Origin of the sequence: Rhodococcus sp. IEGM 1372, from assembly GCF_030056835.1 — a bacterium.
Classification (GTDB): Bacteria; Actinomycetota; Actinomycetes; order Mycobacteriales; family Mycobacteriaceae; genus Rhodococcoides.
The window spans coordinates 60,171-85,058 of sequence record NZ_JASHKS010000012.1 but is presented as its reverse complement, the minus strand read 5'-3'; the positions used below and the strand labels follow the sequence as shown (position 1 = coordinate 85,058).

Below are 24,888 nucleotides of genomic sequence, written 5' to 3'. Positions count from 1 at the left end.
CCTAGTTCTCGAGGAGACCACCATGCTCGACGGAGTCCTGTTCTTCCCCGTCACCCCGTTCACTGCCGCCGGTGAGGTCGATTACGACCTGCTGGCCGCGCACATCGCGAAGGGTGTCGATGCGGGACCCGGTGGAGTGTTCATCGCGTGCGGCACCGGCGAATTCCATGCTCTCGAAAGCGAAGAGTTCGGCAAGATCGTGCGCACCGCGGTCGACGTCGTTGCCGGCCGCGTACCCGTGTACGCCGGTGCAGGCGGATCCGTCGCCCAGGCAAAGGCATTCGCGGCGAGCGCGAAGGCCAACGGAGCCGACGGAATCCTGTTGCTCCCGCCCTATCTGGTGACGATGCCGCAGGCCGGGTTGGTCAACTACACCAAGGCCGTTGCCGGTGCCTCGGATCTGCCGTTGATCGTCTACAACCGCGGCAACGCTCGCTTCACCGAGGACTCGGCCGTCGAGGTGGCGCAGCTCCCCACCGTCGTCGGATTCAAAGACGGAACAGGCGATCTCGATCAGGTCGGCCGCATCGTTCGCGCGGTACTGGACGCGCTGGAACCGTCGGGCAAGCCCTTCCAGTTCTTCAACGGCCTGCCCACCGCCGAGGTCTCGCAGCAGGCCTACCGGGCCATCGGTGTCACGCTGTACTCCTCGGCGACGTTCGCCTTCGCGCCCGAGCTTGCGCTGGCGTTCTACCGATCCCTCGACAGCGGAAACGAGAAACTCACAGCCGCACTGCTGCGCGAGTTCTTCCACCCGCTGGTTCGCCTACGCGACAAGGTTCCCGGCTACGCCGTCTCTCTCATCAAGGCAGGCGTGACGATGGAGGGCATCGAGGCAGGCCCCGTGCGTCCGCCACTGGTGGACATCAGTGCACCGCACCTCGAGGAACTGACCGCGATCGTCGCCGCCGGCCGGGCCGTGCTGGCGGACGAGCTCGCGGTGCACTGATGCAGGGTCCGATTCTGATCACCGGCGCTCGGATCACCCCGATCGCGTTCGCCGACCCTCCGTTGCTCAACACCGTCGGTGTACATCAGCCGTACGCACTACGCGCCATCATCCAGCTCGATACCGATGCAGGCGTCGTCGGACTCGGTGAAACCTACGCCGACACCGCACACCTGGCTCGTCTCGACGCGGCGGCCCAGGCCATCACCGGCCTGGACGTGTTCGCACTCAACGCGATTCGTGACGCCGTCGACTCCGTACTCGGAACCCTGTCGATTACCGGTGGTGACGGCGTCGCCGGAATGATCACCACGGCCAGCACCACCGACCGTGTGTTCTCACCCTTCGAGATCGCCTGCCTGGACGTCCAGGGAAAAGTACTGCAACGACCGGTGTCGGATCTGCTCGGCGGCAAGGTGCGCGATTCGGTTCCGTTCAGCGCGTACCTGTTCTACAAGTGGGCTGCGCATCCCGGGCAGCAGCCCGACGAATGGGGCGAGGCGATCGATCCGGAAGGCCTGGTTCGGCAGGCTCGAAAGATGATCGACGAGTACGGCTTCGAGGCCATCAAGGTCAAGGGCGGCGTCTTCCCGCCCGACGAGGAGATCGCCGGTATCAAGGCCCTGCGGGAGGCATTCCCCGAGCTACCGCTCCGGCTGGACCCCAATGCGGCGTGGACCGTCGACACCTCCATCCGCGTTGCCGCCGAGCTCGACGGCATTGTCGAGTATCTCGAGGACCCGACACCAGGACTCGACGGGATGGCCGAGGTCGCGCGGGAGGCGAAGATGCCACTCGCGACCAACATGTGCGTCGTCGCGTTCGATCATCTACGGCCCGCGGTGGTGAAGGATTCGGTACAGGTGGTGTTGTCCGACCATCACTACTGGGGCGGCCTGCAACGATCGAGGTTGCTCGCCGGTATCTGCGAGACCTTCGAGCTGGGTCTGTCGATGCACTCGAACAGCCACCTCGGCATCAGTCTGGCCGCCATGGTGCACCTGGCTGCGGCGACGCCCAATCTGACCTACGCCTGCGATACGCACTGGCCGTGGAAGAACGAGGACGTCGTCGTACCCGGGGTGTTGAACGTCGTCGACGGTGCGGTGGCCGTGCCCACGGGGCCGGGGTTGGGCATCGAGATAGACGAGGCCGCCCTCGCAGCGCTGCATCGGCAGTACCTCGACTGCGGTATCCGCGACCGCGACGACACCGGCTACATGCAGAGCATCGATCCGAGCTTCGAGAACACGTGCCCACGCTGGTAGGGGGCTAAACTCGCCAGCAGGTCGTGGGGACCGTGCGAGAGGCTAGTGGTGTGAACAGTGGCTGGCAGTACTCCCCTGCGTCGGTAGCGCGGACGTCCGGGGTCAATTGCCTCGTCAGCGGGTTGGTCGGTGTCGTCATCGTCGTCGCGGCGTCCCCCCGGGTCGCCGCGGTGCTGTGTGCGCTGGCCGTGCTGTGGTGCGCACTGGGCGTGTACATGATCGCCGCGGCACCGGTACTTTCCCGGCGGCTGTACCTGTTGATGCATCTGTCGGGCCTGACGAGTATCGCCTTGTTCTGCACCGCTGCGGGCGGCGAGATCGCGGCGTTGTCCGGGATCTTTCTCCAGCTACTGTTGGTGACGCCGGCGTTCATCGTCCTGCCCAACCGGATCGCCTGGCGTACAACGGTTCTCAACGCGAGCTACATCGCGTACCTGGGCATCGCGGTGGGAGACCTGCACCCCGTTCTGGTGGTCAATGCCGAGCTCGTTGTCGTGGCAATCGCGATCTCTGCGGCCTGGGTCCAGAGCGTGGCGTCGACCTCCGAGATCGACGATCTGACTCGACTCGCGAATCGGCGGCGATTGACCCGAGAGCTGGACGCTCGGCCGGGAACGGTCGCGAGCGGAAAGATCGACGCCGTCGCCGTGGTGGACATCGATCACTTCAAGGTGATCAACGACGACTTCGGGCACGCGGCAGGCGATCACGCACTCGTCACCGTGTCGGATGCACTACGCAACTGCCTCCCGCCGCAGCATCTGCTGAGCCGCTCGGGCGGCGACGAATTCACCGTACTGTGCATCACCGGCACGGGTGCCGAGCTGCGCACCGCCATAGATCGGGTGCGGACGGAGTTGCCCGCGGACCTGACGATCTCGGTAGGGGTGGCATGTCGACAGGACGGAGAGACCGCCCGCGCGACTTTCGAGCGCGCCGACCGAGCGCTGTACGAGTCGAAGAAACTGGGCCGAAACCGAACGACCATGCACGACTGACGTTCCAGCAATCCGACGACCGTCAGACGCCGACCTTGCGGAACAGCAGATCGATGATGGCGCGTTTCGACGCCTCGTCCTGTGGGTGCGTCAGCATGGCCTCGACGACGAAGACGATCATGCGAGTCGTCGGTTCGATCTCGGCTTCAGCGACCTCCTCGCGGCGTAGCTCGGCGGCGATCCACTGCTCCCACAACGAGTGAAAATTGTTGTGCCATTTGTCGAGACACGACGATACCGAGGTGCGGGAGTGAACTGTGTCGACCAGCCGGTGATACTTCTCGAGCTCCTCCACCACCCAGAGGACCTGCTCGTTCACCGAGAGCCCGGTCAGCGCGGCGAACCGAGCCAGCGCATCGGTGTGAATCTCGTCCAGCACACCGACGAGTAGCTCGTCCTTGTCACCGAAATACCAGTAGATCGTATTGGTGGTCACTCCGGCTGCAGTCGCGATCCGCCCCATCGGCGTGTGCTCGTAGCCGTCGTCGACGAACAGCGACCGAGCGGCGCTCACGATCTCGGAGCGCTTCTCGGCGCGATCGACGGGTCGACGGTTGCGCGGCATGTCGGCATCATATCTTGATCATCATTCAAGACAGTGCTAGCTTCTTGAATGCCGATCAAGGACCAGACGAAGGACCACCACATGAGCGCCGACGACCAGGCCGGATACACCCGCACCGACGAATGGTTCGACTCCGGGGGAGTGCGCTGCGCCGCTGCGGTGTATCGGCCGACCGGAGCCACCGCCGACACACCGGCTGTGGTGATGGCCCACGGATTCGGCACCCCGCGTGCCATTCGCCTGTTCGCCTACGCGGAGATCTTCGCCCGCGCCGGCTACACGGTTCTCGTCTTCGACTACCGCCACTTCGGCGACAGCGACGGCCAGCCCCGGCAGCTCCTGGACATCGGCAAGCAGCTCGTCGACTGGACCAACGCCGTCGCCTACGCCAGGACTCTCGACGGTGTGGACTCCGCTCGCATCGTCGGTTGGGGCACCTCCTTCGCCGGCGGACACGTGCTCACCAGGGCAGGTGCCGGGGAAAATTTCGCCGCTGTCATCGCTCAGGTTCCGCACGTCGACGGCATCGCAGCCGTGCGCGCCACCGGACTTCGGCGCACCGTGAAGCTCGCCCCATCGGCAGTGATCGACCAGATCCGCGCAGTGCGCGGGAAATCCCCCCGCTACGTCGAATCCGTCGGCTACCCCGGTGATGTCGCTGTGATGGCCACGCCCGACGCCGCGCCCGGTCGCGACAAACTTCTCGCCGAGTCCGGGCTCGAATCCGGTGCCTACCCCGAAACCGTTGCAGCACGGATCCTTCTACGCATCGGGCTGTACTCGCCGGGTAGAACCGCGTCGAAGATCACCTGTCCGGTACTGGTGCAGATCATGTCGGAGGACGCCATCACGCCTGCGGCGGTGTGCCAGAAGATCGCGCGCAGGATTCCCGACGCCACCGTGCACATCCACAAGGGTGGACACTTCGACCCCTACGTGCAGCCGCTGTTCCCGACCATCATCGAGGAACAACTCGCATTCCTGAAAAGAGTTGTGCCGGTGAGCCAGGGCTAATGGCGCGCTGATTCCGCAGCGAGGGGTGAAACGATGTTGGCCAGCATGGTCGCGATGGTCGCAACGACGATGCGTCGGTCTGCGGCGTAGCCACTCTGATACCAGGTCATCGCGGTGTGGCTGATGCCGCCGATGGCCGCGGTGGCGAGCAGGTCGACATCCAGATCGGGGCCCGAGGGAACATCGCCTGCGAACGTGCGGAGGTAGCCGAGCAGCAGGGTCCCGAATTGCTGCATCACCGTCAGGTACGTCTGCTCGACGCGGGGGCTGACCCCGAGCACCTCCATCCACACCACCCGGGCCAGGTGCGGATCTTCGATTACCTGGAAGAAGGGGTCGAGCAACTGCTTCGCAACATCCCTGAGATCACCGTCCCGATCCACCTGCACGATTGCGTCGGATACCGAATCGGTGAGGCGTGCAATGCATTCGGAGTAAACGGCAAGCAGCAGGTCCTCGGTCTTGTCGAAGTGCCGATAGAAGTCTCGATCGGCGATCTTGGCTTCGCGGCACAGTCCGCGGACCGTCGCGGCCCGGTATCCGACGCTGCCGAACACCCGTAGCCCGGCGTCGAGCAGCTGCCGCCGCCGGCGATCGTCACGATCGGCCGCGCTCTCACCGCCGTAGGCGCGACCTGCGGCTTCGGACACCGTGCTCATGACCGTCGGGCATCCAATTCGGCAGTCAGACGGATCAATTCGGCGTCCCGCTCCATCGCGGCGTCCATGATCGGGTTCACGATGCCGCGCAGTATCGAGATCGGGATCCAGCGACCGGGGACGGCGATACGCGCAGCCCGCCGTCCGATACCTCGAACGGCCACGCGCGCGAGCTTGTCCGGCGTGATCGGACGGAGCAGGGGCGAGGGAAAAGCCCGGTCGATCATGGCCGTCGCCACGTCGTCGCCGCCGAATGCGACCTCGGCGATCGGCGTCGCCACCCATCCCGGATACAGCACTCCGGCAGTCGCTTTCGTGCCCGCAAGTTCCGCGCGCAGAGCACGACCGAGCTGCTCGACCGCCGCCTTCGAAGCCGCGTACGGCGCATTCGCCAGGCCGTTGAGGTACGCGTACGTGGACGAGGTGAGCAGCACGTAACCCCCGGACTCGACGATGTGTGGCAGAGCGGCCCGCACCGTGTTCCACACGCCGATCAGGTTGACGCCGATGACCCGCTCGAAGACTCCGTCGTCCACGGAGCGAACGGTCGATGCCCGCGCACCACTGGAGATTCCGGCGTTGGCCATCACTACGTCGAGCGTGCCGAAGGTGTCGATCGCGGTTGCGACGGCTGCGTCGAGCTGCTCGCGCACCGTGACGTCGGCGTACGCGATCGCCACGCGCTGGTTACCCAGCTTCGCCGCCACCGATTCGAGATCGGTGGATTTCATGTCGACCAGAACGATCGAGGCACCACGTCGATGCAGCGCAGTGGCGACGGCGGAACCGATGCCGCCTGCCGCGCCGGTGATCAGCGCGACCTGGCCGGTGTGCTTGCTCATGCCGATACCTCGTCCTTCGTCGTCGCCTCGGTGGACGACCGCTGAATGTGATGGGCCTCGGGGCGAAAACGCTTGGCCCACCGGCGAAATGTGAAGCTGAACCCGGGGAACATGGCAACGACGTGTCCGGATTTGGACTGGTACCAGCTGTGGCAGCCACCGTCCTTCCAGACGGTGCCCTCCATCTCGCGATGAATCGTGTCGGTGTATTCCTGCTCGGCAGCTGCGGTGACCTCGATGGCCGTCGCACCCACCTGCCGGACGGCGTCGACGGCCCGCACGATGTACTCCATCTGCGCCTCGATGAGGAAGATCGCAGAGGTGTGGCCGATTCCGGTGTTCGGTCCGGTGACGACGAACAGGTTGGGGAATCCGGGAATCGTGGTGCCGAGGTAGGCACGTGGGTAGGGATCCCAGACGTCGGACAGGGCTCGGCCGTCGCGTCCGATCACCGGGTACGAGATGACTCCGTCGGTGGCGTCGTATCCGGTGGACCACACCAGAAGATCGACATCGACGTGTTCGCCTGTGGTGGTGACGATACCGGTCTCGGTGATTTCCGAGATGCCGTCGTTCTTGTCGTGCAGGGTGACGTTCGCCTGCCCCAGCGCGGGATAGAGCGTGTTGGACAGCAGAACCCGCTTGCATCCGATGACGTAGTCCGGGGTTACTTTCGCTCGAAGCTCGGAATCCGGCACCTGAGACTCGATGTGCTTCAACGCAGTTCGCTGCGCCACCGCTTTCAACATCGTCCGCGAGTACTTGAAGCCGATGATGCGAGTTTCGAGACTCCAGTAGATCCCCGCGCGGACCAGCCTGCGGATCGGTTCCAACTTCAGCAACCTGCGCTGCCACGGCGTGAATTCGCGATCGTGACGGGGCATCACCCAGTGCGGGGTGCGCTGGAAAACGTGCAGCTGCTCCACGTCGGGTTGGATCGCAGGGATCACCTGCGCGGCACTGGCACCGCTGCCGACGATGGCCACCCGCTTGCCGGCGTGGTCGTACCCGGTGTCCCAGTCGTTCGTGTGAAACTGCTTGCCCTGAAACTTCTCTCGGCCAGGGAACGGCGGTACGACGGGGGTGCTGAGGGGTCCCGAGGCATTGACCACGAACTTCGCCGCATACTCGCCGCGCGAGGTGGAGATCGCCCAGTGATCACCGACCCATTCGATCTTCTGCACATCCGTGTTCGCATGTGTTCGGGCAGGCAGCCCGTTGGAATCGAGCACGTGCTGGGTGTACCGGTCGAGTTCCTCACGTTCGGCGAACATCCGCGTCCACTCGAACGGCTCCGACGCAATCGAGTAGAGCGGACTCTGCACGTCGACGGCTGCACCCGGGTAGCGGTTCTGCTTCCACGTGCCACCGAGGAAGGGACGCCTTTCGAGAATCACGAGGTCGTCGATTCCCCGATCGAGCAGTGCTTTCGCGGCGCACTGGCCACCGAAACCGCTGCCGATGATCACCGCGGTGTGAATGTGCATGCTGACGAACCCCTCCCGCACGAAACGCGATCCGATGACGCGCGTCATCACTTTAAAGTGATGACGCGCGATTCCGCAATGGTTTCGGACTCGGACTTGCTGCGTCAGTGCCCGCCGGACAGCTGCCCACTCAATCGAACGTGCCGTTCGGCAGATGCGACGTTCAGTCCGATGATCAGGGCATGTTTGCCCTTCGCCTCGTACTTCGAGGTGATGGCATCGAGGGTTGCGACGGTCGATGCATCCCAGATGTGCGACTCCGACATGTCGATGACGACGTTCTTCGGATCTCCCACGTAGTCGAACTGATAGATCAGATCGTTGCTCGACGCGAAGAACAATTCACCCTTCACCGCGTACACGCGAGTGTCCTCGTCGGGATGAGCCACATCGACGACCTCGGTCAGGTGGGCGACCCGTCGGGCGAACAGCACCATCGCGGTGACCACTCCCACCACGACTCCGTAGGCCAGGTTGTGGGTGGCGACGGTGACGACCACGGTTGCCAGCATGACTGCTGTTTCGCTTTTGGGCATGCGCCGCAACGTCTTCGGATGAATGCTGTGCCAGTCCATCGTGCCGATCGCGACCATGATCATGACGGCCGCCAGAGCGGCCATCGGAATCAACGCAACGACATCGCCGAGTCCGACCACCAGAATCAGCAGAAACACACCGGCGAGGAACGTCGAGATGCGCGTCCGGGCACCCGAGGCCTTGACGTTGATCATCGTCTGGCCGACCATCGCGCAACCACCCATGCCGCCGAAGAAGCCGGTGATGACGTTGGCTGCGCCCTGGCCCCAGCTCTCGCGGGTCTTGTTCGAGTGAGTGTCGGTGACGTCGTCGACGAGCTTGGCGGTGAGCAGCGACTCGAGCAGCCCGACGATGGCCATGGCGAACGCGTACGGAGCGATGATGCTCAGGGTTTCGAGATTCAGGGGAACGTCGGGAAACAGCAGGGCGGGCAGGCTCGACGGCAGCTCGCCTTCACCGCCGACGTTGGGGACGTTCAGCGCGAACACCACCGTGGCAACGGTCAGCAGCACGATGGCGACCAGCGGTGCGGGAACGACGGAGGTGACCTTGGGGAGCAGGAACATGATCAGCAGACCGACGGCCACCAGCGGGTACACCAGCCACGGAACGCCGATGAGCGACGGAAACTGCGAGGTGAAGATCAGAATTGCCAGTGCGTTGACGAAGCCCACCATGACGCTGCGAGGAATGAAGCGCATCAGCTTGGCAACGCCGAGGACCCCGAGAACCACCTGGAGGACGCCGGCGAGGATGACGGTGGCGATGAAGTAGTCGAGGCCGTACTGCTTGGCGACCGGGGCGATGACCAGGGCAATCGCGCCAGTGGCCGCAGAGATCATCGCGGGACGACCGCCCAGGAACGCGATGGACACCGCCATCGTGAAAGACGCGAACAGGCCCACTCGCGGATCGACGCCGGCAATGATCGAGAACGCGATGGCCTCGGGGATCAGCGCCAACGCGACAACCAGGCCGGCCAGCACCTCGGTTTTGAGCATTCGGGGGGACCGCAGGGCACCCATGACGGTCGGAATCCGCTCGGCGGAGTCGCTCATATCTCTCCATTCGTGATCGATGGACTTCACGTGCCGACCAACGGCCGCTCTCGTCCATGGGTGGGCGCATCGCTGCGCCCGAAGGCTTTGTTCGTGGAGCCCGATGGGCATCTCACGCGTCTCGCACACATCAGGTGGGGAGAAACAGTCGGGAAACTGATCCCTACTCTTACGCAACAGTAGAGTTGACGCAAATCGGCAGTCTTCGGACCGGGGTCGACACCAGGTCGGAGTCCCCCCGTAGCGTAAGAGGCATGTCGAGATCACCACGGAACCGCAGATCCCCCGCCGCACCGAGAAAGCGATCCTCCTCCGCGCTCCAGGCAGGGCACCTTCGCGTGATCGCGACCGGCGGTCTCGGCGAGATCGGTCGGAACATGACCGTCTTCGAATACGACGGAAAACTGCTGATCGTCGACTGCGGCGTCCTGTTCCCCGAAGAGCACCAGCCCGGCGTCGACGTCATCCTCCCCGACTGGAGTTGCATCCGCGATCGTCTCGACGACGTCGTCGCGATCGTCCTCACCCACGGACACGAGGATCACATCGGTGGCGTCCCGTACCTGCTGCGCGAGCGCGGCGACATCCCCGTCATCTCGTCACGTCTGACACTGCACTTCCTTGCTGCCAAGTTCGAGGAGTTCAAGGTCTCGACAAAGCTGATCGAGGTCGAGGCGGGCCAAACCCGTCAGGAAGGCCCGTTCGAGCTCGAGTTCATCGCCGTCAACCACTCGATTCCCGACGGTCTCGCCATCGCCATTCGCACCGACGCCGGGCTTGTGCTGCACACCGGCGACTTCAAGATGGACCAGTTCCCGCTGGACGGCCGGATCACCGATCTCCGCAGCTTCGCACGCCTCGGCGAGGAAGGGCTCGACCTGCTTCTCGTCGACTCCACCAACGCCGAAGTTCCCGGGTTCATGGTCTCCGAACGCGATCTGGTCCCGGCCATCGAGAAGGTGTTCCGCGAAACGACGGGGCGCGTGATCGTGTCGAGCTTCGCCAGTCACGTGCACCGCATTCAACAGGTACTCGACGCCGCGCATGCGCAGGGCCGCAAGGTTGCGTTCGTGGGCCGATCGATGGTGCGCAACATGAAGATTGCGACCGATCTGAATTACCTCGATGTGCCCGACGGGCTCGTCGTCGATCTGCCGAAGCTCAACCGACTTCCGGCGAACAAGATCACGCTGATCTGCACCGGATCGCAGGGCGAGCCTCTCGCTGCGCTGTCGCGGATGGCGTCGGGTGAGCATCAGATCAAGGTCGGCGACGGCGACACCGTACTGATGGCGAGCAGCCTCATCCCCGGAAACGAGAACGCGATCTACCGCGTCATCAACGGCCTGGTCGAGAAGGGTGCACGCGTGGTGCACAAGGGAAATGCCAAGGTGCACGTCTCCGGTCACGCCAGCGCAGGTGAGCTCGTCTACTGCTACAACATCCTCGAACCCGCCAATGTGCTTCCCGTACACGGTGAGTCGCGGCATCTGCGCGCCAACGCCGATCTCGCGATCAGGACCGGCGTTCCCCGCGATCGAGTGTTGATCGCCGAGAACGGAAGCGTCATCGATCTGTTCGACGGCGTCGCGCAGATCACCGGCTCCGTCCCCATCGAACTGATCTATGTCGACGGCAGTGCCGTAGGCGGTGTGACGGAGGATTCGCTGGCCGAACGTCGTCTGCTCGCGAACGAGGGCGTGCTGACCGTCATCGCGATCGTGGACCCCGACACCGGCCTGCTGGTCGACGACGTCGACTTCATCGGACGGGGATTCGCCCACGAGGCCAACGCTTTCGACTCACTGGCGAAGGCGATCGGCAAGACTCTGACCCGCGAGAGCGACGGGAACGTCGCCTCACGCGAGCACATCGAGAAGCGCATCGTGCAGGAATCGGCGCGATGGGCCAAGCAGACCCTTGGCCGTCAGCCCCTCATCGTCCCGGTGGTCGTCGACGGCTAAAGCGTCTCGTGTGAGTGGCGAGGTGACGTGACGCCGAAGCAATTCATCATGGTTCGATCCGAGAAAATAGTGCGTTCGGCCCCTGTAGATGGTTCCGGCCCCTAGAGTCGTTTGGAAAGCTCCGGTAACGATCCGGAACTTGGACCGGGGGGTCTCAGATGGGGAAGTTCGCGAAGTTCGGCCGTCGGTGTGCAGCGGCGGTCGCTGCGGTTTCGTTGGTGGTGTCGGGCGGGCAATGGTCGGCGGGTGCCGATCCACTCGGCGATTTCCAGAATCCACCGCGAACCGCCGAATCGATCGCCGCGACACCGCTCGACGATCCGTGGGTCGTTCCGCCGCCCGGATACGAAACAGCCGCTCCCGGAACAGTTCTGCGGACCCGCAGCGTCACCGTCGGACCACTTGTCACCCCGGCCACCACCACCCAACTGCTGGTCGCCTCGACCGACGCGAAGGACCGCCCCGCTGCCATCGTCACCAGCGTCATCGTCCCGACCGCACCCTGGACCTCGCCGGGTCCGCGCCCTGTTGTCGCCTACAACATGGCCATCGATTCGCTCGGCGCCACGTGTGAGCCATCGTGGACCATGCAACGGGGTATTGCTCCGGAATTGGCACCCGTGCAGCTGCTTCTGGCGCGGGGCTACGCCGTCGTAGTCACCGACCATCAGGGGCCACGCCATGCGTACGCCGTCGGACCGATGGCGGCGCACGCCGTACTCGACGGTCTGCGCGGTGCGGTCACGACCGACGTGGTCGGCCTCGATCCGACTGCGCCCCTCGGTATTACGGGCTACTCGGGTGGGGCGATCGCATCGGGCTGGGCCGTGCAGGAGGCTCCGGCCTACGCCCCCGAACTGAACATCGTCGGCGCAGCGTTCGGCGGAACGCCCACCGACTTCGCGCTGCTACGTCAGTCCATGAACGGCAACGCAGCGGCGGCGGTGTTCCTCGCGGCAGCGATGGGCGTTGCGCGCGAGTACCCGGAGATGCTGTCGCTCTACAACGACGACGGGTGGCGGCTCGCACAGGCGTCGAAGGACCTGTGCATCGTCGGGATTGCACCGTTCGGAATCGTTGCTCCGATCCGCATCGAGTCACTGTCCATCACTCCCGATGCGTTCGATTCGCCACTGGCGCTCGCGGTTGCCGATCAGAATCGATTGGGAGACGGCGGAACCCCGACGGCACCAGTATTCGTGTATCACGGACAGCAGGAGTTCTGGATTCCGAAGGAAGGTCCCGAGGCCGTGTTCGACAAGTGGTGTTCACGCGGAGCCGACGTCCGCCTCGAGGAATACCTGGGTGAGCACAGCATCGTTGCCGGCAGTGGAGCTCCCGGTGCATTCGCGTGGTTGGACGACCGCCTCGCGGGAATTCCGGTTCGACCCGGATGCAGTAGCTTCGGCCGCTAGAGCCGAACCTACTCGCTCCGGGCTGCTGCCCCGCGAGTCGACAGCACCTCGGTGAGTTCTTCTGCGTAGGCGAGCTGCCGCCGCAACGTACGGCAGCTTTCCTCTGCCTTGGCGTGGCATTCACGAACGAAAGCCGCGGCCGACGACCGATCGTCGTCGGTCGCGTTCGCGGCGCCCAGAACGTCGAGGGATTCGAGTAGCTGCTTCATCTCGGCCAGCGTGAAGTCCAGAGGCTTCATCCGACGGATGACGAGCAGGCGTTCGACATCGGACTCGGTGTACAGCCGGAAGCCGCCGACGGTCCGAGCAGAGGGCGTGACCAGGCCGACGTCGTCGTAGTGACGCACCGTACGGATGGACAGCTCGGTTCTCTGAGCTACCTGTCCGATCTGCATGTGCATGCCGTCGTCTGCCATGTGCCGCCTCTCCTCGATCGCCCACCCTAGTCAGTGTTCGGCACCGAGGTTTCCACTGAGGCGGTCGTGCCGCTCGATCGACGACGCGTTCAGGCCGACGATCTCCACCGTCTTGCCCTTCGCGGCGTACTTGGTGGTGATGGCATCGAGGGTCGCCACGGTCGACGCGTCCCAGATGTGCGACTCGGACATGTCGATGACGACGTTCTTCGGATCTCCCACGTAGTCGAACTGATAGATCAGATCGTTGCTCGACGCGAAGAACAACTCACCCTTCACCGCGTACACCCGGGTGTCCTCGTCGGGATGAGCCACATCGACCACCTCGGTCAGATGCGCGACCCGTCGAGCGAACAACACCATCGCGGTGACCACACCGACCAACACGCCGTAGGCGAGGTTGTGGGTCACGACGGTGACTGCGACCGTGGCGACCATGACGAGGGTCTCGCTCTTGGGCATGCGCCGCAACGTCTTCGGGTGAATGCTGTGCCAGTCGAAGGTGCCGATGGAGACCATGATCATCACCGCGACGAGTGCGGCCATCGGAATGAGCGCGACGATGTCGCCGAGGCCGACGACCAGGATCAGCAGGAAGACTCCGGCCAAGAATGTCGAGATCCGCGTACGCGCACCGGAGACCTTGACGTTGATCATGGTCTGGCCGATCATCGCGCAACCGCCCATGCCGCCGGTGAAGCCGGTGACCAGATTCGCCACGCCCTGGCCCCAACCCTCGCGGGTCTTGTCGGAATGCGAATCGGTGATGTCGTCGACGAGCTTGGCCGTCATCAGAGACTCCAGCAGGCCGACGAGCGCGATCGCCAGTGCGAACGGCGCGATGATCGACAGTGTGTCGAACGTGAACGGCACGTCCGGAATCAGGAACGACGGCAGCGAGGACGGCAGTTCACCCTCGTCGCCCACATCCGGAACTGCCAACGCGAAGACGAGTGTGACGCCGGTGAGTATCACGATCGCGATCAGCGGTGCCGGCACGATGGTCGTCAGCTTGGGCAGGAAGAACATGATGAGCAGGCCCACGGCGACCATCGGGTAGACCAACCACGGCACCCCGATCAGGTACGGCACCTGGGAGCTGAAGATCAAGATCGCCAGCGCGTTGACGAATCCGACCATGACGCTGCGCGGAATGAATCGCATCAACTTGGCGACACCGAGAACGCTGAGCACGACCTGCAGCACTCCGCCGAGAATCACTGCTGCGATCAGATAGTCGAGGCCGTACTCGCGTGCCAAGGGAGCGACGACCAGGGCAATCGCTCCGGTGGCCGCGGAGATCATTGCCGGCCGGCCCCCGACGATGGAGATGGTGACGGCCATCGTGAACGACGCGAACAGCCCGACGCGCGGATCCACGCCGGCGATGATCGAGAACGAAATGGCCTCCGGAATCAACGCCAGCGCCACGACCAGGCCTGCGAGCACTTCGGTCTTCAGCCGCTTCGGCGAGCGCAATGCACCCAGCACCGAGACGTCTTCGACGGCGGTGGCAGGCACCTGGGCAGCTCGAGACACGACGGCTCCATTCGATGAGTGCAGGGGACGTCCTGCGCGGGCGACTCTACTCTTACCGGAGGGAAGGTTGCTACTCGTCGCGCTGTCGACTCTCCGCTAGATTGATATGACAAGGCATGCCGAAACCGCCAGCGCGATGCAAGGAATGAATCGATGTTCTCGCTCAACAGGTTGTCCTGCTTCATCGCCGTCGCCGAGGAACTGCACTTCGGCCGCGCTGCCGAGCGTCTGCACATGACGCAGCCGCCGCTGAGCAGGCAGATTCAACAGCTCGAAAGCGAAGTCGGGGTACAGCTGATCGACCGCACCAGCCGATCGGTGACCCTGACGGCAGCAGGCCTGGCCTTCCTACCCGAGGCCCGACGCATCCTCGACCTCGCCGAGGGCGCACTACTGACGGTGCGACGCGTCCCCACCGGCGATCTGGGGACCGTCGTCGTCGGATTCACCGGCGCATCGGCGCATGCGGTGCTGCCGCAGTTGCTCGACGCCGCACGCGAGAAGTTGCCCGACGTGAAACTCGTTCTACGCGAAATGGTCTCGGCGGTGCAGATGGAGTCGTTGGCCGTCGGCGATATCGATCTCGGGTTGGCCAGGCCACCGCTCAAGCGTCCGGGCATCGCGTCGCGGCCGGTGCTGCACGAGTCGTTGATCGCGGCGATGCCCGACACTCATCCACTGGCCGAGAAGAGCGAACTGTCGGTGGAGGACTTCGACGAGCAGCCGATCATCATGTATTCACCGGTCGACGCGCGGTACTTCCACGAACTGCTGATCAGTACTTTCACCATCGTCGGGGTGTCTCCGCGCTACGTGCAGTACGTGACCCAGGTGCACACGATGCTGGTGCTCGTTCGTTCCGGAATCGGATTGGCACTGGTACCGGAGTCGGCATCGACCATGCGGCCGGAAGGTGTTGTGTTCCGGCCGGTTCGGACGGTCAAGGAACGCCCCGTCGAGTTGGACGCCGCCTGGCGAGTGGACAACGACAACCCGGCACTGCACCGCTTCATGACCGATGTGCTGCCGACGCGGGAGTGGTCGTGATTTTTTCCTGCTGATCGAGCCGTGGTTTGACAGTGCCCGAAGCCGGTCTCGGTCGAGTGCTCGTGTGAATACGGCGCGCCTCGAAAGCCAACGAAGGCCCGCACCTGGTTGGGAGCGGGCCTTGTCGGGTTCGTGGGTTGCTCAATCTTTGGGCGGCTTGGTGTCTTTGCCAGCTGCGACGTCACGGAGCCATTGCGGGACGGGCTTATTGTCGTACTCGCGGAGCTTGATGGATGCTTCGGCGGCTGCGGACCGGACCTTCATCGAGCGTCCACGGCCCGCGGGGCGGTTCTCGGTGGTGGTCATCGGGAGTCCTCCGTCTCTGTGTCGTTTTCATTGTCGCCGGTTTCGGCAGGTTCCGCCAGGTCGTCCTGTGGCTTCACGGTGAGATCTGCGATCGCCTGCAGCGTGTCGCGATCGGTGCGCGCGATGAACGGAGTCGTGGCAACGGTGCCGAACACTTTCCAGCCGAGTGCGGCTTCGTCGTCGTTCTCGCTGACGGTCCTCTCGAGGCACCAGGTGATGCGTTGCCAGGATTGAGAACGGTTGTCCGCCCGAGTGCGCTGGCTGACGGTTCCCACCACGCCGACGACGGCAATCAAACCGACGATGAGGGTGATCCAGGCTTGTGCTGGCACCTGCCAGGTTCCTTCCAGGTGGGGCCGAGACATCGTGGGTGGACCTTGCCGAGTGGTTGGCCTTAGATCGCCGGATACCCACACTCTCCCCCGTGGGTATGAAAACTGTCGCCCGACCCACCGACACGAAATCGACCTACCAGCTCGAGCACCTCTGAGGTTCGAGAGACCGCTACGCGAGATTCTTGGATAGATGGATCGTCTGCATGACAGGGGTGGCGGACGGTCGTTACTTTGACTTAGGATTTACCAGTGCGGCTTCCGGTAAAGGTTTCGGACGCCGCCACATCGCTTCTCACTCAGGAGGGCCCGATGGACACTGTTTTCTGGACACCGCGTTTCGCTGCTGTGTACTTCCTCGCGGCTCTCGCGGCGTTCATCTTGTTCACTGCGATCGGCTCGAACATGGCGATAGTTGCACCATTGATTCTGACCCTGATCGGACTGGGTATCGCGGTGTTGATTCGACACGGCAGGACCCGCCGATGAAGCGCACTCAACGCTGTGTCCCCACCGGCGGCTTGACGGCCGTCACCGGGCAGTGCGCCTCGAGCAGAACGCGCTGAGAGATGCTGCCCATGAACAGCTTTCCGACGGGTGATCGACGCCTGATGCCGATGACGACCAGTTGCGTCTGCTCCTCGAACGACAGGTCGATCAGATTGTCGGCATGCGAGCGGCCCGCTTCGTTGTCGTGAATTTTCGTCGCCACCCCGATGGCCGACGCCTCCTCACGGGCGGATTCGACGGCCGCACCGAAGTCGGCGTCGGATGCACTGCTGTCCTCGGCGACGACGATCAAGTCCGTCCCGCGCATGCTTGCCTCGCGAAAAGCGAAGGGCAGCGCGCCTTTTCCCTCGGTGGTCGGCGAGTAGCCGACGACGACGGTCATCGCGTCACCGGCGTGACGAGGGTGCCGTCGGCAAGAAAGCGATCGAGGTTCTCGAGCGTGAGCGCTTCCATCGCGGCCCGCGTCTCCACCGTTGCGCTGCCCACGTGCGGCAGCAGCACCGCGCTGTCCATGGCCACCAGGGCGTCGGGCACGTTCGGTTCGTGGGCGAACACGTCCAGGCCGGCTCCGGCGAGCTTCCCCGCAGCGAGCAACTCGATGAGGGCCTCCTCGTCGACGACGCTCCCGCGGGCCACGTTGATCAAGTACCCCTGCGGTCCCAGAGCTTCGAGCACTGCGCGGTCCACCAGATGCGCAGTCCCCGAACCGCCGGATGCGGCGATGATCAGTACGTCGACGTTCTCGGCGAGCGCTGTCGGGCTGGCAGCGTAAACGTAGGGCGAACCGTCTATCTCGTTGCGATTGTGGTACGAGATCTCGCAGCGAAAACCGTTGAGCCGATCGGCAATTGCCGAGCCGATGCGACCCAGTCCGATTATTCCGACGCGCTTTCCGGTGACCTGACGCGTCAGTGGCGTGTTGCCCTCGGTGGGCCAGCGGCCGGCGCGCACGAATCGCTCGGCCGAGGACAGGCCGCGCACGGTGTCGATCACCAGACCGACGGCGAGGTCGGCCACACAGTCCGTCAACACGTCGGGGGTGTTGCTGACGACGACGCCGCGTTCGGCTGCCGCGTCGACGTCGGTGGTGTCGTAGCCGACGCCGAAGTTCACAACGGCTCCGAGCTGCGGCAACCGTTCCATCAACGCAGCATCGACGCCGGTGCGGCCGGAGGTGACCACCGCAGAGATCGACGCACCGTGCTCGGACAGGAACTCGTCGCGATCGTCGCCCTCGGGCAGTTCCAGCGCGTCGTACTCGGTAACCAGGGTGTCCATCAACGACGGCTTCAGCGGTCCCACTCGGAGAACTCGACCGCCTCGTTGCGAATCGGATTGAGACACAGAGGTTTTCTGCGAGCTGACGGTGACCATGGTTCTCCTCGCGAGATGGTGGAGCGTGCACGTTTCCTGTACGGTATGCCGCCCTTCGAATACCTGTCCAACACGGAAATAACATGGACCGATACCCAAACGGCATGAACGACGCGTCGCCGATGCAGCCCTGTCGGGGTCGACATGCATCTTGCCTGGTCAGTCCAGCAATGCTGTGACTCGGACCGCAGCGGAGCCGCCACTGTGACCCACAGAACTGGTCGAAAAGTCGATTTCGTCCGGTTGACGGTGGATACGGCCCGCTCATACCGTGTGTCTACCGTCACAGATTCGGCTGCGACTTGCAGACGCGGATCCTTTTTCCCACTGGAGGCCACCATGAGCCCTGCACTCTTCGTGCAGCAGGGACGGACCCACCGCGTCGCCGCAATAGTCGTTGGCGCGCTGTCACTTTCACTTGTCGCGAGCGGCTGCACCGTCGCCAACTCCAACAACGGCGGAGCCGCCCGCGCAGATACTCTTCGCATCGTTCTGCCGCAGGAGCCGCCGACCCTCGAAGCCTGCGACGTCTCGCTCACGTCGGTGGGTGTGGTGACGCGCTCGAACATCACCGAGCCGCTCATGGAACGCAACCCCAGCACCGGCGATCTCGAGCCCAAGCTCGCCGATTCGTGGGAGCAGACCTCCGACACCGAATGGACGTTCACCATCCACCCCGGCGTGACGTTCAGCGACGGCAGTCCCTTCGAGGCCGAGGACGCCGCGTTCTCGATCGATCGCACCGTCAATTCCGAACTGGGCTGCAACGTCGAGGGGTACGTGTTCGGCGACGCGAACCTGGTGGTCACCGCAGTCGACCCGATGACGCTGACCGTGCAGTCGCCCGAGCCCGATCCCATTCTGCCGCTTCGGCTCTCGTTCGTGGAGATGGTGCCCCGCACCTCGAGCTACACCGAGCGAGTACGCGAGCCGATCGGAACGGGACCGTTCGCGATCGAGCGCTGGGATTACGGCCAGAAGCTCTCGCTGGTGCGCAACGAAACCTACTGGGGCCCGAAGCCCGAGTACGCCAGGGCCGAGTACCAGTGGCGCAGCGAGGGCAGCGTTCGCGCCTCGATGGTCACCAACGGTGAGGCCGAGATCGCCACCTCGGTCGGACCGGAGGACGGTGCAGGCGATCTGGGAGTCGCGTACCCCAACAACGAAACCACGGCGCTGCGCATCCAGGCCATGCAACCGCCCCTGGACGACATGCGCGTACGCCAGGCGATCAACTACGCCATCAATCGCGAGGGCATCGTCAAGGCACTGTTCCGTGGACTCGGCTCCCCTGCAGAACAATTGATCTCCGAGGGCGTCGTCGGCTTCAACGAGGACTTGACACCGTGGCCCTACGACATGGACCAGGCCCGCACACTGATCGACGAGGCCCGGGCCGATGGCGTACCCGTCGATACCGAGATCCGCCTGATCGGACGCACCGGGCAGTTCCCGAAGATCAACGAGACGGTGGAGGTCATCCAGAACTCACTGTCCAAGATCGGCATGAACGTCACGATCGAAATGATGGACGCCGCAGGCACCGCCGAGTACCAGGAGCGGCCGTTCCCCGACGTCGGCCCGTATCTGCTGGTGATTCAGCACGGCAATCAAGCCGGCGACTCCGCGTTCACCGTCGATCAGTACTTCACCAGTGACGGATTCCAGAGTGCCTACGGCACAGCTGAATTCGACCGGAAGATCGCTGCCGCGGGGGCTCTCACCGGCGAGGACAGGCAGGCCGCCTACGCGCAGGTATTCGCCGACGAACCGAAGGACATCATGCAGATGGCCTACATCGCGCACATGAACGGGGTGCTCGCCAAGGCATCCTCGGTCGATTACACCCCCAACTCGGCCACGGTCGACGAAATGCATCTCGCCGCCATGACCCGCGCCGACACCGAGAGGCCCTGACATGTTCAGATTCCTGCGCCGACGGATCTACACCAGCCTGATCCCGCTGTTCGTCGTTCTGCTGGGCGTGTTCTTCCTCGCTCGGCTCACCGGCGACCCCACCAGCCTGTACCTGCCCGAGTCTGCAACCCAGGCGCAACGCGAGGCGTTCCGCGCCACCAACGGCTTCGACCAGCCGGTCCTGACGCAACTGATGGACTACTTCAGGGGCGTCGTTCAACTGGACTTCGGGCAGTCGCTGCGCACCGGCGAGGACGCAGCAGCAATGGCTTTGCGGGCCTTCCCTGCAACATTGCAGTTGGCGTTCGCGACGATGTTCCTCGCCATCCTGGGTGCTGTGGTCATCGGGTGCTGGGCTGCCTACCGACCGAATTCGCTGGCCGATCGCATCTCGAGCCTGCTGTCGATGACGGCCGCGTCCATCCCCGATTTCTGGTTCGCCATCATGGGCGTCTACGTCTTCGCCATCCTGTTCGGCTGGCTGCCCACCTCGGGCGTGGACAGCGGAATGCTCTCCTGGGTGCTGCCGATCGCCACCCTGCTCATTCGCCCTCTCGGCGTACTGACACAGGTGGTTCGCGGCGCGATGGTCTCGGCTCTGTCGGCACCGTACGTCCGGCTCGCGAGAAGCAAAGGGGCAGGCGATCTTCGAGTCGTCACCCACCACGCTCTACGCAACGCCGCTGCACCGGCGCTCACGGTTGCCGGCGACCTGATGGTCGGGCTCGTCAACGGCGCGGTGGTCGTCGAGGCCATCTTCGGCTGGCCCGGCATCGGAAAGTTGATGATCGACGCCATCCTGCAGAGAGATTTCGCTGTTCTGCAGGCGGCCGTGTTGTTGACCGCGGTGAGCATATTCGTGCTCAACATCGTCATCGATGCCTGCTACGCACTGCTCGACGCCCGGGTTCGCGACAAGGTGAAGGTCTAGGTAAGAACATGTCACTCGACTTCGAAGCACCGAAAACATCCGAGCCCGAGGATGTTCCGCCGTCGGTTCCGGTGGAAGCCCGCAAGGCGTCGGCTCCGCTGTGGAAGCTGCTGCTGCGAGACAGGGTCGCCACCGTCGCCGCCGCGATCTTGGTACTGGTCTTCCTCACCGCGATCTTCGGCCCGATGCTCGTCGGCGACGCTGCCACCGATCAGGATCTGGACCGCTCGAATCTGCCGCCGTTCACCCTCGACACCGGGTGGATGAACATCCTCGGCACGGATCCGCTGGGACGCAGCATGCTGGCCCGGCTGATCGTGGCCAGCAGAACCACACTCTCGGTGGCCATTCCGGCCGTGATCCTCTCGGCGATCATCGGCTCGTTCATCGGCATGTGGGCCGGCTTCCATCGCGGTTGGCGTGAGACCGCGGCCATGCGCGTCGCCGACGTGATCCTCAGCTTCCCGTCGCTGCTGATGGCCGTCGTGGTGCTCTACGTCTTCTCGCCCAGTGCCGCGAACATCGTTCTGGTCCTCACTGTTACGCGCATTCCGATCTACCTACGTACCGCCCGCGCCGAGTCCGCCGAACTGCAGAGTCGGTTGTTCGTCGACGCCGCCCGCACCTTCGGTGCGAAGAGCGGATCGGTGATCAGACGGCATGTGGCCCCGATTCTGCTGCCGACCCTGCTCACCGTCGCGACCCTGGACTTCTGCTTCGTAATTCTCGCCGAATCGTCACTGAGCTTCCTGGGCATCGGCATTCAGCCGCCCGACGTCTCGTGGGGACTGATGGTCTCGCAGGGCCGCACCTACCTGCAGACCGCCTGGTGGCTCTCGTTCTTCCCCGGTCTGGCCATCGTGCTGACGACCGTCTCGGCCACCGTGCTCGCTGCCTGGGCCCGCATCGCCACCGATCCGGCGCAGCGGTGGCGGCTCAACGTTCCCCGCTCCAAGCGGTCTCGCCTGATCCCCGCACGAAAGGTCGTCTCATGAGCGCACCGGCAACCGCACCCCAGCGACCCGACACCGGCAGCGTCGCCCTCGACGTTCGCGGACTGACCGTCGATCTGCGGACTCCGTCGGGCGTCATTCGCGCCGTCGACAACGTCACCTTCACCGCCCGACGCGGTGAAACCCTGGCTCTGCTCGGTGAATCCGGCTGCGGCAAGTCCATGACGGCACAGGCCATCGTCGGATTGCTCGAGCCGATCGCCGACATCACCGGCGGCTCGGTGGAAATGGGTGAGGTGGACCTGGTCACCGCCAAGACCAAAGTGCGGCGCACCATTGCCGCCACAGAACTGGCCATCGTCTTCCAGGACGCCCTGACAGCCCTCAATCCCGTCTACACCGTCGGAACCCAACTGGCCGAACCATTTCGGATTCACCGGGGTATGTCCGCCAAACAAGCACGCGCGGAAGCCATCGCGCTGATGACCCGGGTCGGTATCCCGGAACCGGAGTCGCGAGCCGACTCGTACCCACACCAGTTCTCCGGCGGTATGCGCCAACGTCTGCTGATCGCCATGGCCGTGGCACTGAGTCCGTCGGTACTGCTGGCCGACGAACCCACCACCGCGCTCGACGTGACGGTCCAGGCCCAGATCATGGCTCTGCTCAAGGAATTACGTACCGAACACGACATGGCCGTCGTGCTGATCACCCACGACCTCGCGCTGGTCGCCGAGGAGGCCGATCGGGTCGCCATCATGTATGCGGGCAACGTGGTGGAGACCGGACCGGTGTCCGAGGTGTTCAGTGAACCGCGCCATCCATACACAAAGGGACTGCTCGACTCGGTGCCCGTCCACGCCGTCCGCGGTGAGGATCTCAAGTCGATCGGCGGCACGCCACCGGACCTGCATTCCATTCCCGACGGGTGTGTGTACCAGGCCCGCTGCCCCCTGGCCCGCGACATCTGCATCAGTGCTCGCCCGCCGCTCGAATCCGTCGGTACCGGCCGAATGTCGGCCTGCCACTTCCCGAACGAGGTAACCAGCCATGTCTGAGCAACTGTTGACCGTGCGCGGTCTGAACAAGACCTTCGACGTCGGCCGCGGCAAGCTCCGTGCCCTCGACGCCATCGACCTGGATCTGCGACGCGGTGAGACCCTGGGGCTGGTGGGCGAATCCGGTTGCGGCAAATCCACTCTCGCGCGCACCCTGATGATGCTCGAACGACCCGACTCGGGCACGGTCGCCTTCGACGGCATCGATCCGTTCGCGCTGCGCGGCAAGGAACTCCTCGCGTGGCGTCGACGCGTGCAGATGGTGTTCCAGGACCCGTACGGTTCCCTGAACTCACGCATGACGGCAGGCGATATCATCGGCGAGCCGTGGCGAACCCACAAGGGCCTGTACAAGACTCGCCGCGATCGCTCGGCACGGGTCCGCGAACTGCTGCACCTGGTGGGCCTGCGCCCGAGCGACGAGAACCGCTTCCCGCAGGAGTTCTCCGGTGGTCAACGCCAACGCCTCGGCATCGCGCGGGCGCTCGCGCTGAACCCCGACGTGATCATCTGCGACGAGCCGGTCTCTGCACTCGATCTCTCGGTACAGGCGCAGGTGCTCAACCTGCTCAACGATCTGCAGAAGCAACTCGGCATCTCCTACGTGTTCATCTCGCACGATCTGTCGGTGGTGCGACACGTCGCCGACCGTGTTGCGGTGATGTACCTGGGACGCATCGTCGAATCCGGAGCCACCGAGGCAGTATTCGATCGGCCCGCCCACCCCTACACCGCGGCGTTGATGTCGGCCGCACCCACTCTCGACGCGTCGAACCGCGGGACGAAGATCCTGCTGAAGGGCGAGGTACCGTCGCCGCTGAATCCGCCGTCGGGATGCCGTTTCCGCACGCGCTGCTGGAAGGCGACCGACCTGTGTGCCAGTGAGGCACCCCCGGTGGCGCTCGACGCGGACGAGGCCGATCACATCGCCGAATGTCACTATCCCCTCGTCGCAGGCAATCTCGGCCTCGTCGCCGCCGGGACGTGATGGCGACACACCTGAGCGTCACCGGATTCTTCGTCGTCGCCCTGGCCATCTTCTTCGCATCGGCGATGCAGGCGTCCATCGGATTCGGGATGGGCATGCTCGCCGCGCCCATCGTGGCGATCGTGGACCCCGGCCTGATCCCGGCGACGCTCATCATGCTGGCCGTGGTCGTCAGTGTGCTCGTTCTGATTCGTGATCGCACTGCCCTGAACCTCTCGGGTGCAGGGTGGGCGCTGGCCGGTCGGCTACCCGGTTCGGTGGTGGGCGCACTACTGCTCGTGCTGTTGCCCGAGCGCGGACTGGCCATCCTGCTCGCGCTGGTGGTGCTGGGCGGCGTCGCACTGACATCCTTCGGTTGGGTCCCGTTGCCGCACAGACGAAATCTGGTGGTAGCCGGGGCCGCGTCGGGAATTCTGGGAACGGCCACCTCGATCGGCGGACCCCCGATGGCACTGGTGTGGCAACGCAACACCGGAGCCGAACTGCGCAGCACCATGAGTTGCTTCTTTCTCGTCGGCTCGATCATCTCGCTGGCGGTACTCGCGGTCGCCGGCGCGGTGGATGCCCATACCGCCACGCTGTTCGTGTTCCTGGCCCCGGCGACCGTTCTCGGATTTTTGCTATCCCGTCTCGTCAACCGCGTGCTCGACCGTCGACGCCTGCGCATCGTCGCGATCAGCGTCTCCGCCGTCGGCGCGCTCGTGCTCGTTGTCCAGCAGGTGTCGGCGCTCGCCTAACTCACGAAATAGTGAGTTGAATCG

Annotated in this window: 25 protein-coding genes; 14 read left to right on the top strand and 11 right to left on the bottom strand. The window is 64.4% G+C overall.

Annotated features, from left to right (window positions below; all coding sequences use genetic code 11):
• The first annotated feature begins 22 nt into the window (after positions 1 to 22).
• From QM590_RS13150 to QM590_RS13140, 3 genes are read left to right on the top strand one after another with little or no spacing between them, the layout of a single operon-like run.
• Entirely contained in the window at positions 23 to 949 is a 927-nt protein-coding gene (locus QM590_RS13150; RefSeq protein WP_269595159.1) for a 5-dehydro-4-deoxyglucarate dehydratase, read from the top strand.
• Complete coding sequence (locus QM590_RS13145) at positions 949 to 2,217, top strand: glucarate dehydratase family protein (protein WP_411567358.1); 1,269 nt, start codon at positions 949 to 951, stop codon at positions 2,215 to 2,217. The genes QM590_RS13150 and QM590_RS13145 overlap by 1 nt, the downstream gene beginning before the upstream one ends.
• A 50-nt stretch (positions 2,218 to 2,267) precedes the next feature.
• Positions 2,268 to 3,215 (top strand): GGDEF domain-containing protein, encoded by a 948-nt coding sequence (locus QM590_RS13140; RefSeq protein WP_269595160.1) that lies wholly within the window; start codon positions 2,268 to 2,270, stop codon positions 3,213 to 3,215.
• Positions 3,216 to 3,237: 22 nt separating this feature from the next.
• On the opposite strand, the gene QM590_RS13135 is transcribed toward QM590_RS13140, so the two are convergent.
• Positions 3,238 to 3,780, bottom strand: a complete 543-nt coding sequence (locus QM590_RS13135) for a TetR/AcrR family transcriptional regulator (protein ID WP_269595161.1) — start codon at positions 3,778 to 3,780, stop codon at positions 3,238 to 3,240.
• Positions 3,781 to 3,861: 81 nt separating this feature from the next.
• Between QM590_RS13135 and QM590_RS13130 the strand changes: the two genes are divergently transcribed.
• On the top strand, positions 3,862 to 4,794 hold the full coding sequence (locus QM590_RS13130) for an alpha/beta hydrolase (protein ID WP_269595162.1): 933 nt from the start codon (positions 3,862 to 3,864) through the stop codon (positions 4,792 to 4,794).
• Here QM590_RS13130 and QM590_RS13125 read toward each other — a convergent pair.
• Genes QM590_RS13125 through QM590_RS13110 form a run of 4 tightly spaced genes read right to left on the bottom strand, consistent with a single transcriptional unit; the run spans position 4,791 to position 9,377 of the window.
• Positions 4,791 to 5,453, bottom strand: a complete 663-nt coding sequence (locus QM590_RS13125; RefSeq protein ID WP_269595163.1) for a TetR/AcrR family transcriptional regulator — start codon at positions 5,451 to 5,453, stop codon at positions 4,791 to 4,793. The two genes, QM590_RS13130 and QM590_RS13125, sit on opposite strands and share 4 nt — an antisense overlap.
• Entirely contained in the window at positions 5,450 to 6,295 is an 846-nt protein-coding gene (locus QM590_RS13120; protein WP_269595164.1) for an SDR family NAD(P)-dependent oxidoreductase, read from the bottom strand. Before QM590_RS13120 ends, QM590_RS13125 begins: the two co-directional genes overlap by 4 nt.
• Positions 6,292 to 7,830: a flavin-containing monooxygenase gene (locus tag QM590_RS13115; RefSeq protein WP_269595165.1), complete on the bottom strand. Its 1,539-nt coding sequence runs from the start codon at positions 7,828 to 7,830 to the stop codon at positions 6,292 to 6,294. The genes QM590_RS13120 and QM590_RS13115 overlap by 4 nt, the downstream gene beginning before the upstream one ends.
• Before the next feature lie 56 nt (positions 7,831 to 7,886).
• Complete coding sequence (locus tag QM590_RS13110) at positions 7,887 to 9,377, bottom strand: SulP family inorganic anion transporter (RefSeq protein WP_269595166.1); 1,491 nt, start codon at positions 9,375 to 9,377, stop codon at positions 7,887 to 7,889.
• A gap of 377 nt (positions 9,378 to 9,754) precedes the next feature.
• Between QM590_RS13110 and QM590_RS13105 the strand changes: the two genes are divergently transcribed.
• Both QM590_RS13105 and QM590_RS13100 read left to right on the top strand, forming a co-directional pair.
• Complete coding sequence (locus tag QM590_RS13105; RefSeq protein ID WP_411567357.1) at positions 9,755 to 11,341, top strand: ribonuclease J; 1,587 nt, start codon at positions 9,755 to 9,757, stop codon at positions 11,339 to 11,341.
• A 158-nt stretch (positions 11,342 to 11,499) separates the two neighbouring features.
• The gene (locus QM590_RS13100; protein ID WP_269595168.1) at positions 11,500 to 12,756 is read left to right on the top strand and encodes a lipase family protein; all 1,257 of its coding nucleotides are present in this window, start codon (positions 11,500 to 11,502) and stop codon (positions 12,754 to 12,756) included.
• Positions 12,757 to 12,764: 8 nt separating this feature from the next.
• Here the strand turns inward: QM590_RS13100 and QM590_RS13095 are convergent, their stop codons facing one another.
• Both QM590_RS13095 and QM590_RS13090 read right to left on the bottom strand, forming a co-directional pair.
• Positions 12,765 to 13,172: a MerR family transcriptional regulator gene (locus QM590_RS13095; protein ID WP_269595169.1), complete on the bottom strand. Its 408-nt coding sequence runs from the start codon at positions 13,170 to 13,172 to the stop codon at positions 12,765 to 12,767.
• Positions 13,173 to 13,202: 30 nt separating this feature from the next.
• Positions 13,203 to 14,711, bottom strand: a complete 1,509-nt coding sequence (locus QM590_RS13090) for a SulP family inorganic anion transporter (protein ID WP_269595170.1) — start codon at positions 14,709 to 14,711, stop codon at positions 13,203 to 13,205.
• A gap of 153 nt (positions 14,712 to 14,864) precedes the next feature.
• Here QM590_RS13090 and QM590_RS13085 point away from each other — a divergent pair, with 153 nt between their 5' ends.
• Positions 14,865 to 15,758 carry a LysR family transcriptional regulator gene (locus QM590_RS13085; protein ID WP_068048920.1) on the top strand — a complete coding sequence of 298 codons (894 nt, stop codon included), beginning with the start codon at positions 14,865 to 14,867 and terminating at the stop codon, positions 15,756 to 15,758.
• Between the two features lie 141 nt (positions 15,759 to 15,899).
• Here QM590_RS13085 and QM590_RS13080 read toward each other — a convergent pair whose 3' ends face one another.
• A complete protein-coding gene (locus QM590_RS13080) occupies positions 15,900 to 16,064 on the bottom strand; it encodes a hypothetical protein (RefSeq protein ID WP_156399697.1) in 165 nt (54 codons plus the stop codon).
• Positions 16,061 to 16,396 (bottom strand): hypothetical protein, encoded by a 336-nt coding sequence (locus QM590_RS13075; protein ID WP_269595171.1) that lies wholly within the window; start codon positions 16,394 to 16,396, stop codon positions 16,061 to 16,063. The genes QM590_RS13080 and QM590_RS13075 overlap by 4 nt, the downstream gene beginning before the upstream one ends.
• A 312-nt stretch (positions 16,397 to 16,708) precedes the next feature.
• Between QM590_RS13075 and QM590_RS13070 the strand changes: the two genes are divergently transcribed.
• Positions 16,709 to 16,885 (top strand): hypothetical protein, encoded by a 177-nt coding sequence (locus QM590_RS13070; protein WP_188078738.1) that lies wholly within the window; start codon positions 16,709 to 16,711, stop codon positions 16,883 to 16,885.
• 7 nt (positions 16,886 to 16,892) lie between these two features.
• On the opposite strand, the gene QM590_RS13065 is transcribed toward QM590_RS13070, so the two are convergent.
• The gene (locus tag QM590_RS13065) at positions 16,893 to 17,288 is read right to left on the bottom strand and encodes a universal stress protein (RefSeq protein WP_269595172.1); all 396 of its coding nucleotides are present in this window, start codon (positions 17,286 to 17,288) and stop codon (positions 16,893 to 16,895) included.
• Complete coding sequence (locus tag QM590_RS13060) at positions 17,285 to 18,280, bottom strand: 2-hydroxyacid dehydrogenase (protein ID WP_269595173.1); 996 nt, start codon at positions 18,278 to 18,280, stop codon at positions 17,285 to 17,287. The genes QM590_RS13065 and QM590_RS13060 overlap by 4 nt, the downstream gene beginning before the upstream one ends.
• A gap of 339 nt (positions 18,281 to 18,619) precedes the next feature.
• On the opposite strand from QM590_RS13060, the gene QM590_RS13055 reads away from it, so the two are divergent.
• From QM590_RS13055 to QM590_RS13030, 6 genes are read left to right on the top strand one after another with little or no spacing between them, the layout of a single operon-like run.
• A complete protein-coding gene (locus tag QM590_RS13055; protein ID WP_269595174.1) occupies positions 18,620 to 20,197 on the top strand; it encodes an ABC transporter substrate-binding protein in 1,578 nt (525 codons plus the stop codon).
• Position 20,198: 1 nt separating this feature from the next.
• Complete coding sequence (locus QM590_RS13050) at positions 20,199 to 21,128, top strand: ABC transporter permease (RefSeq protein WP_269595175.1); 930 nt, start codon at positions 20,199 to 20,201, stop codon at positions 21,126 to 21,128.
• 8 nt (positions 21,129 to 21,136) lie between these two features.
• Positions 21,137 to 22,123 (top strand): ABC transporter permease, encoded by a 987-nt coding sequence (locus QM590_RS13045; protein WP_269595176.1) that lies wholly within the window; start codon positions 21,137 to 21,139, stop codon positions 22,121 to 22,123.
• Positions 22,120 to 23,139: an ABC transporter ATP-binding protein gene (locus QM590_RS13040; RefSeq protein ID WP_269595177.1), complete on the top strand. Its 1,020-nt coding sequence runs from the start codon at positions 22,120 to 22,122 to the stop codon at positions 23,137 to 23,139. Before QM590_RS13045 ends, QM590_RS13040 begins: the two co-directional genes overlap by 4 nt.
• On the top strand, positions 23,132 to 24,127 hold the full coding sequence (locus QM590_RS13035) for an ABC transporter ATP-binding protein (RefSeq protein ID WP_269595178.1): 996 nt from the start codon (positions 23,132 to 23,134) through the stop codon (positions 24,125 to 24,127). The genes QM590_RS13040 and QM590_RS13035 overlap by 8 nt, the downstream gene beginning before the upstream one ends.
• Entirely contained in the window at positions 24,127 to 24,864 is a 738-nt protein-coding gene (locus tag QM590_RS13030; RefSeq protein WP_411567356.1) for a sulfite exporter TauE/SafE family protein, read from the top strand. The genes QM590_RS13035 and QM590_RS13030 overlap by 1 nt, the downstream gene beginning before the upstream one ends.
• The last annotated feature ends 24 nt before the right edge of the window (positions 24,865 to 24,888 follow it).

Excerpts from the sequence above, each read along its gene's own strand:
- QM590_RS13150 (WP_269595159.1), top strand. The coding sequence starts at position 23 with ATGCTCGACGGAGTCCTGTTCTTCCCCGTCACCCCGTTCACTGCCGCC.
- QM590_RS13145 (WP_411567358.1), top strand. The coding sequence starts at position 949 with ATGCAGGGTCCGATTCTGATCACCGGCGCTCGGATCACCCCGATCGCG.
- QM590_RS13135 (WP_269595161.1), bottom strand. The coding sequence starts at position 3,780 with ATGCCGCGCAACCGTCGACCCGTCGATCGCGCCGAGAAGCGCTCCGAG.
- QM590_RS13130 (WP_269595162.1), top strand. The coding sequence starts at position 3,862 with ATGAGCGCCGACGACCAGGCCGGATACACCCGCACCGACGAATGGTTC.
- QM590_RS13125 (WP_269595163.1), bottom strand. The coding sequence starts at position 5,453 with ATGAGCACGGTGTCCGAAGCCGCAGGTCGCGCCTACGGCGGTGAGAGC.
- QM590_RS13120 (WP_269595164.1), bottom strand. The coding sequence starts at position 6,295 with ATGAGCAAGCACACCGGCCAGGTCGCGCTGATCACCGGCGCGGCAGGC.
- QM590_RS13115 (WP_269595165.1), bottom strand. The coding sequence starts at position 7,830 with ATGACGCGCGTCATCGGATCGCGTTTCGTGCGGGAGGGGTTCGTCAGC.
- QM590_RS13110 (WP_269595166.1), bottom strand. The coding sequence starts at position 9,377 with ATGAGCGACTCCGCCGAGCGGATTCCGACCGTCATGGGTGCCCTGCGG.
- QM590_RS13105 (WP_411567357.1), top strand. The coding sequence starts at position 9,755 with ATGACCGTCTTCGAATACGACGGAAAACTGCTGATCGTCGACTGCGGC.
- QM590_RS13100 (WP_269595168.1), top strand. The coding sequence starts at position 11,500 with ATGGGGAAGTTCGCGAAGTTCGGCCGTCGGTGTGCAGCGGCGGTCGCT.
- QM590_RS13095 (WP_269595169.1), bottom strand. The coding sequence starts at position 13,172 with ATGGCAGACGACGGCATGCACATGCAGATCGGACAGGTAGCTCAGAGA.
- QM590_RS13085 (WP_068048920.1), top strand. The coding sequence starts at position 14,865 with ATGTTCTCGCTCAACAGGTTGTCCTGCTTCATCGCCGTCGCCGAGGAA.
- QM590_RS13080 (WP_156399697.1), bottom strand. The coding sequence starts at position 16,064 with ATGACCACCACCGAGAACCGCCCCGCGGGCCGTGGACGCTCGATGAAG.
- QM590_RS13070 (WP_188078738.1), top strand. The coding sequence starts at position 16,709 with ATGGACACTGTTTTCTGGACACCGCGTTTCGCTGCTGTGTACTTCCTC.
- QM590_RS13065 (WP_269595172.1), bottom strand. The coding sequence starts at position 17,288 with ATGACCGTCGTCGTCGGCTACTCGCCGACCACCGAGGGAAAAGGCGCG.
- QM590_RS13060 (WP_269595173.1), bottom strand. The coding sequence starts at position 18,280 with ATGGTCACCGTCAGCTCGCAGAAAACCTCTGTGTCTCAATCCGATTCG.
- QM590_RS13055 (WP_269595174.1), top strand. The coding sequence starts at position 18,620 with ATGAGCCCTGCACTCTTCGTGCAGCAGGGACGGACCCACCGCGTCGCC.
- QM590_RS13050 (WP_269595175.1), top strand. The coding sequence starts at position 20,199 with ATGTTCAGATTCCTGCGCCGACGGATCTACACCAGCCTGATCCCGCTG.
- QM590_RS13045 (WP_269595176.1), top strand. The coding sequence starts at position 21,137 with ATGTCACTCGACTTCGAAGCACCGAAAACATCCGAGCCCGAGGATGTT.
- QM590_RS13040 (WP_269595177.1), top strand. The coding sequence starts at position 22,120 with ATGAGCGCACCGGCAACCGCACCCCAGCGACCCGACACCGGCAGCGTC.
- QM590_RS13035 (WP_269595178.1), top strand. The coding sequence starts at position 23,132 with ATGTCTGAGCAACTGTTGACCGTGCGCGGTCTGAACAAGACCTTCGAC.
- QM590_RS13030 (WP_411567356.1), top strand. The coding sequence starts at position 24,127 with ATGGCGACACACCTGAGCGTCACCGGATTCTTCGTCGTCGCCCTGGCC.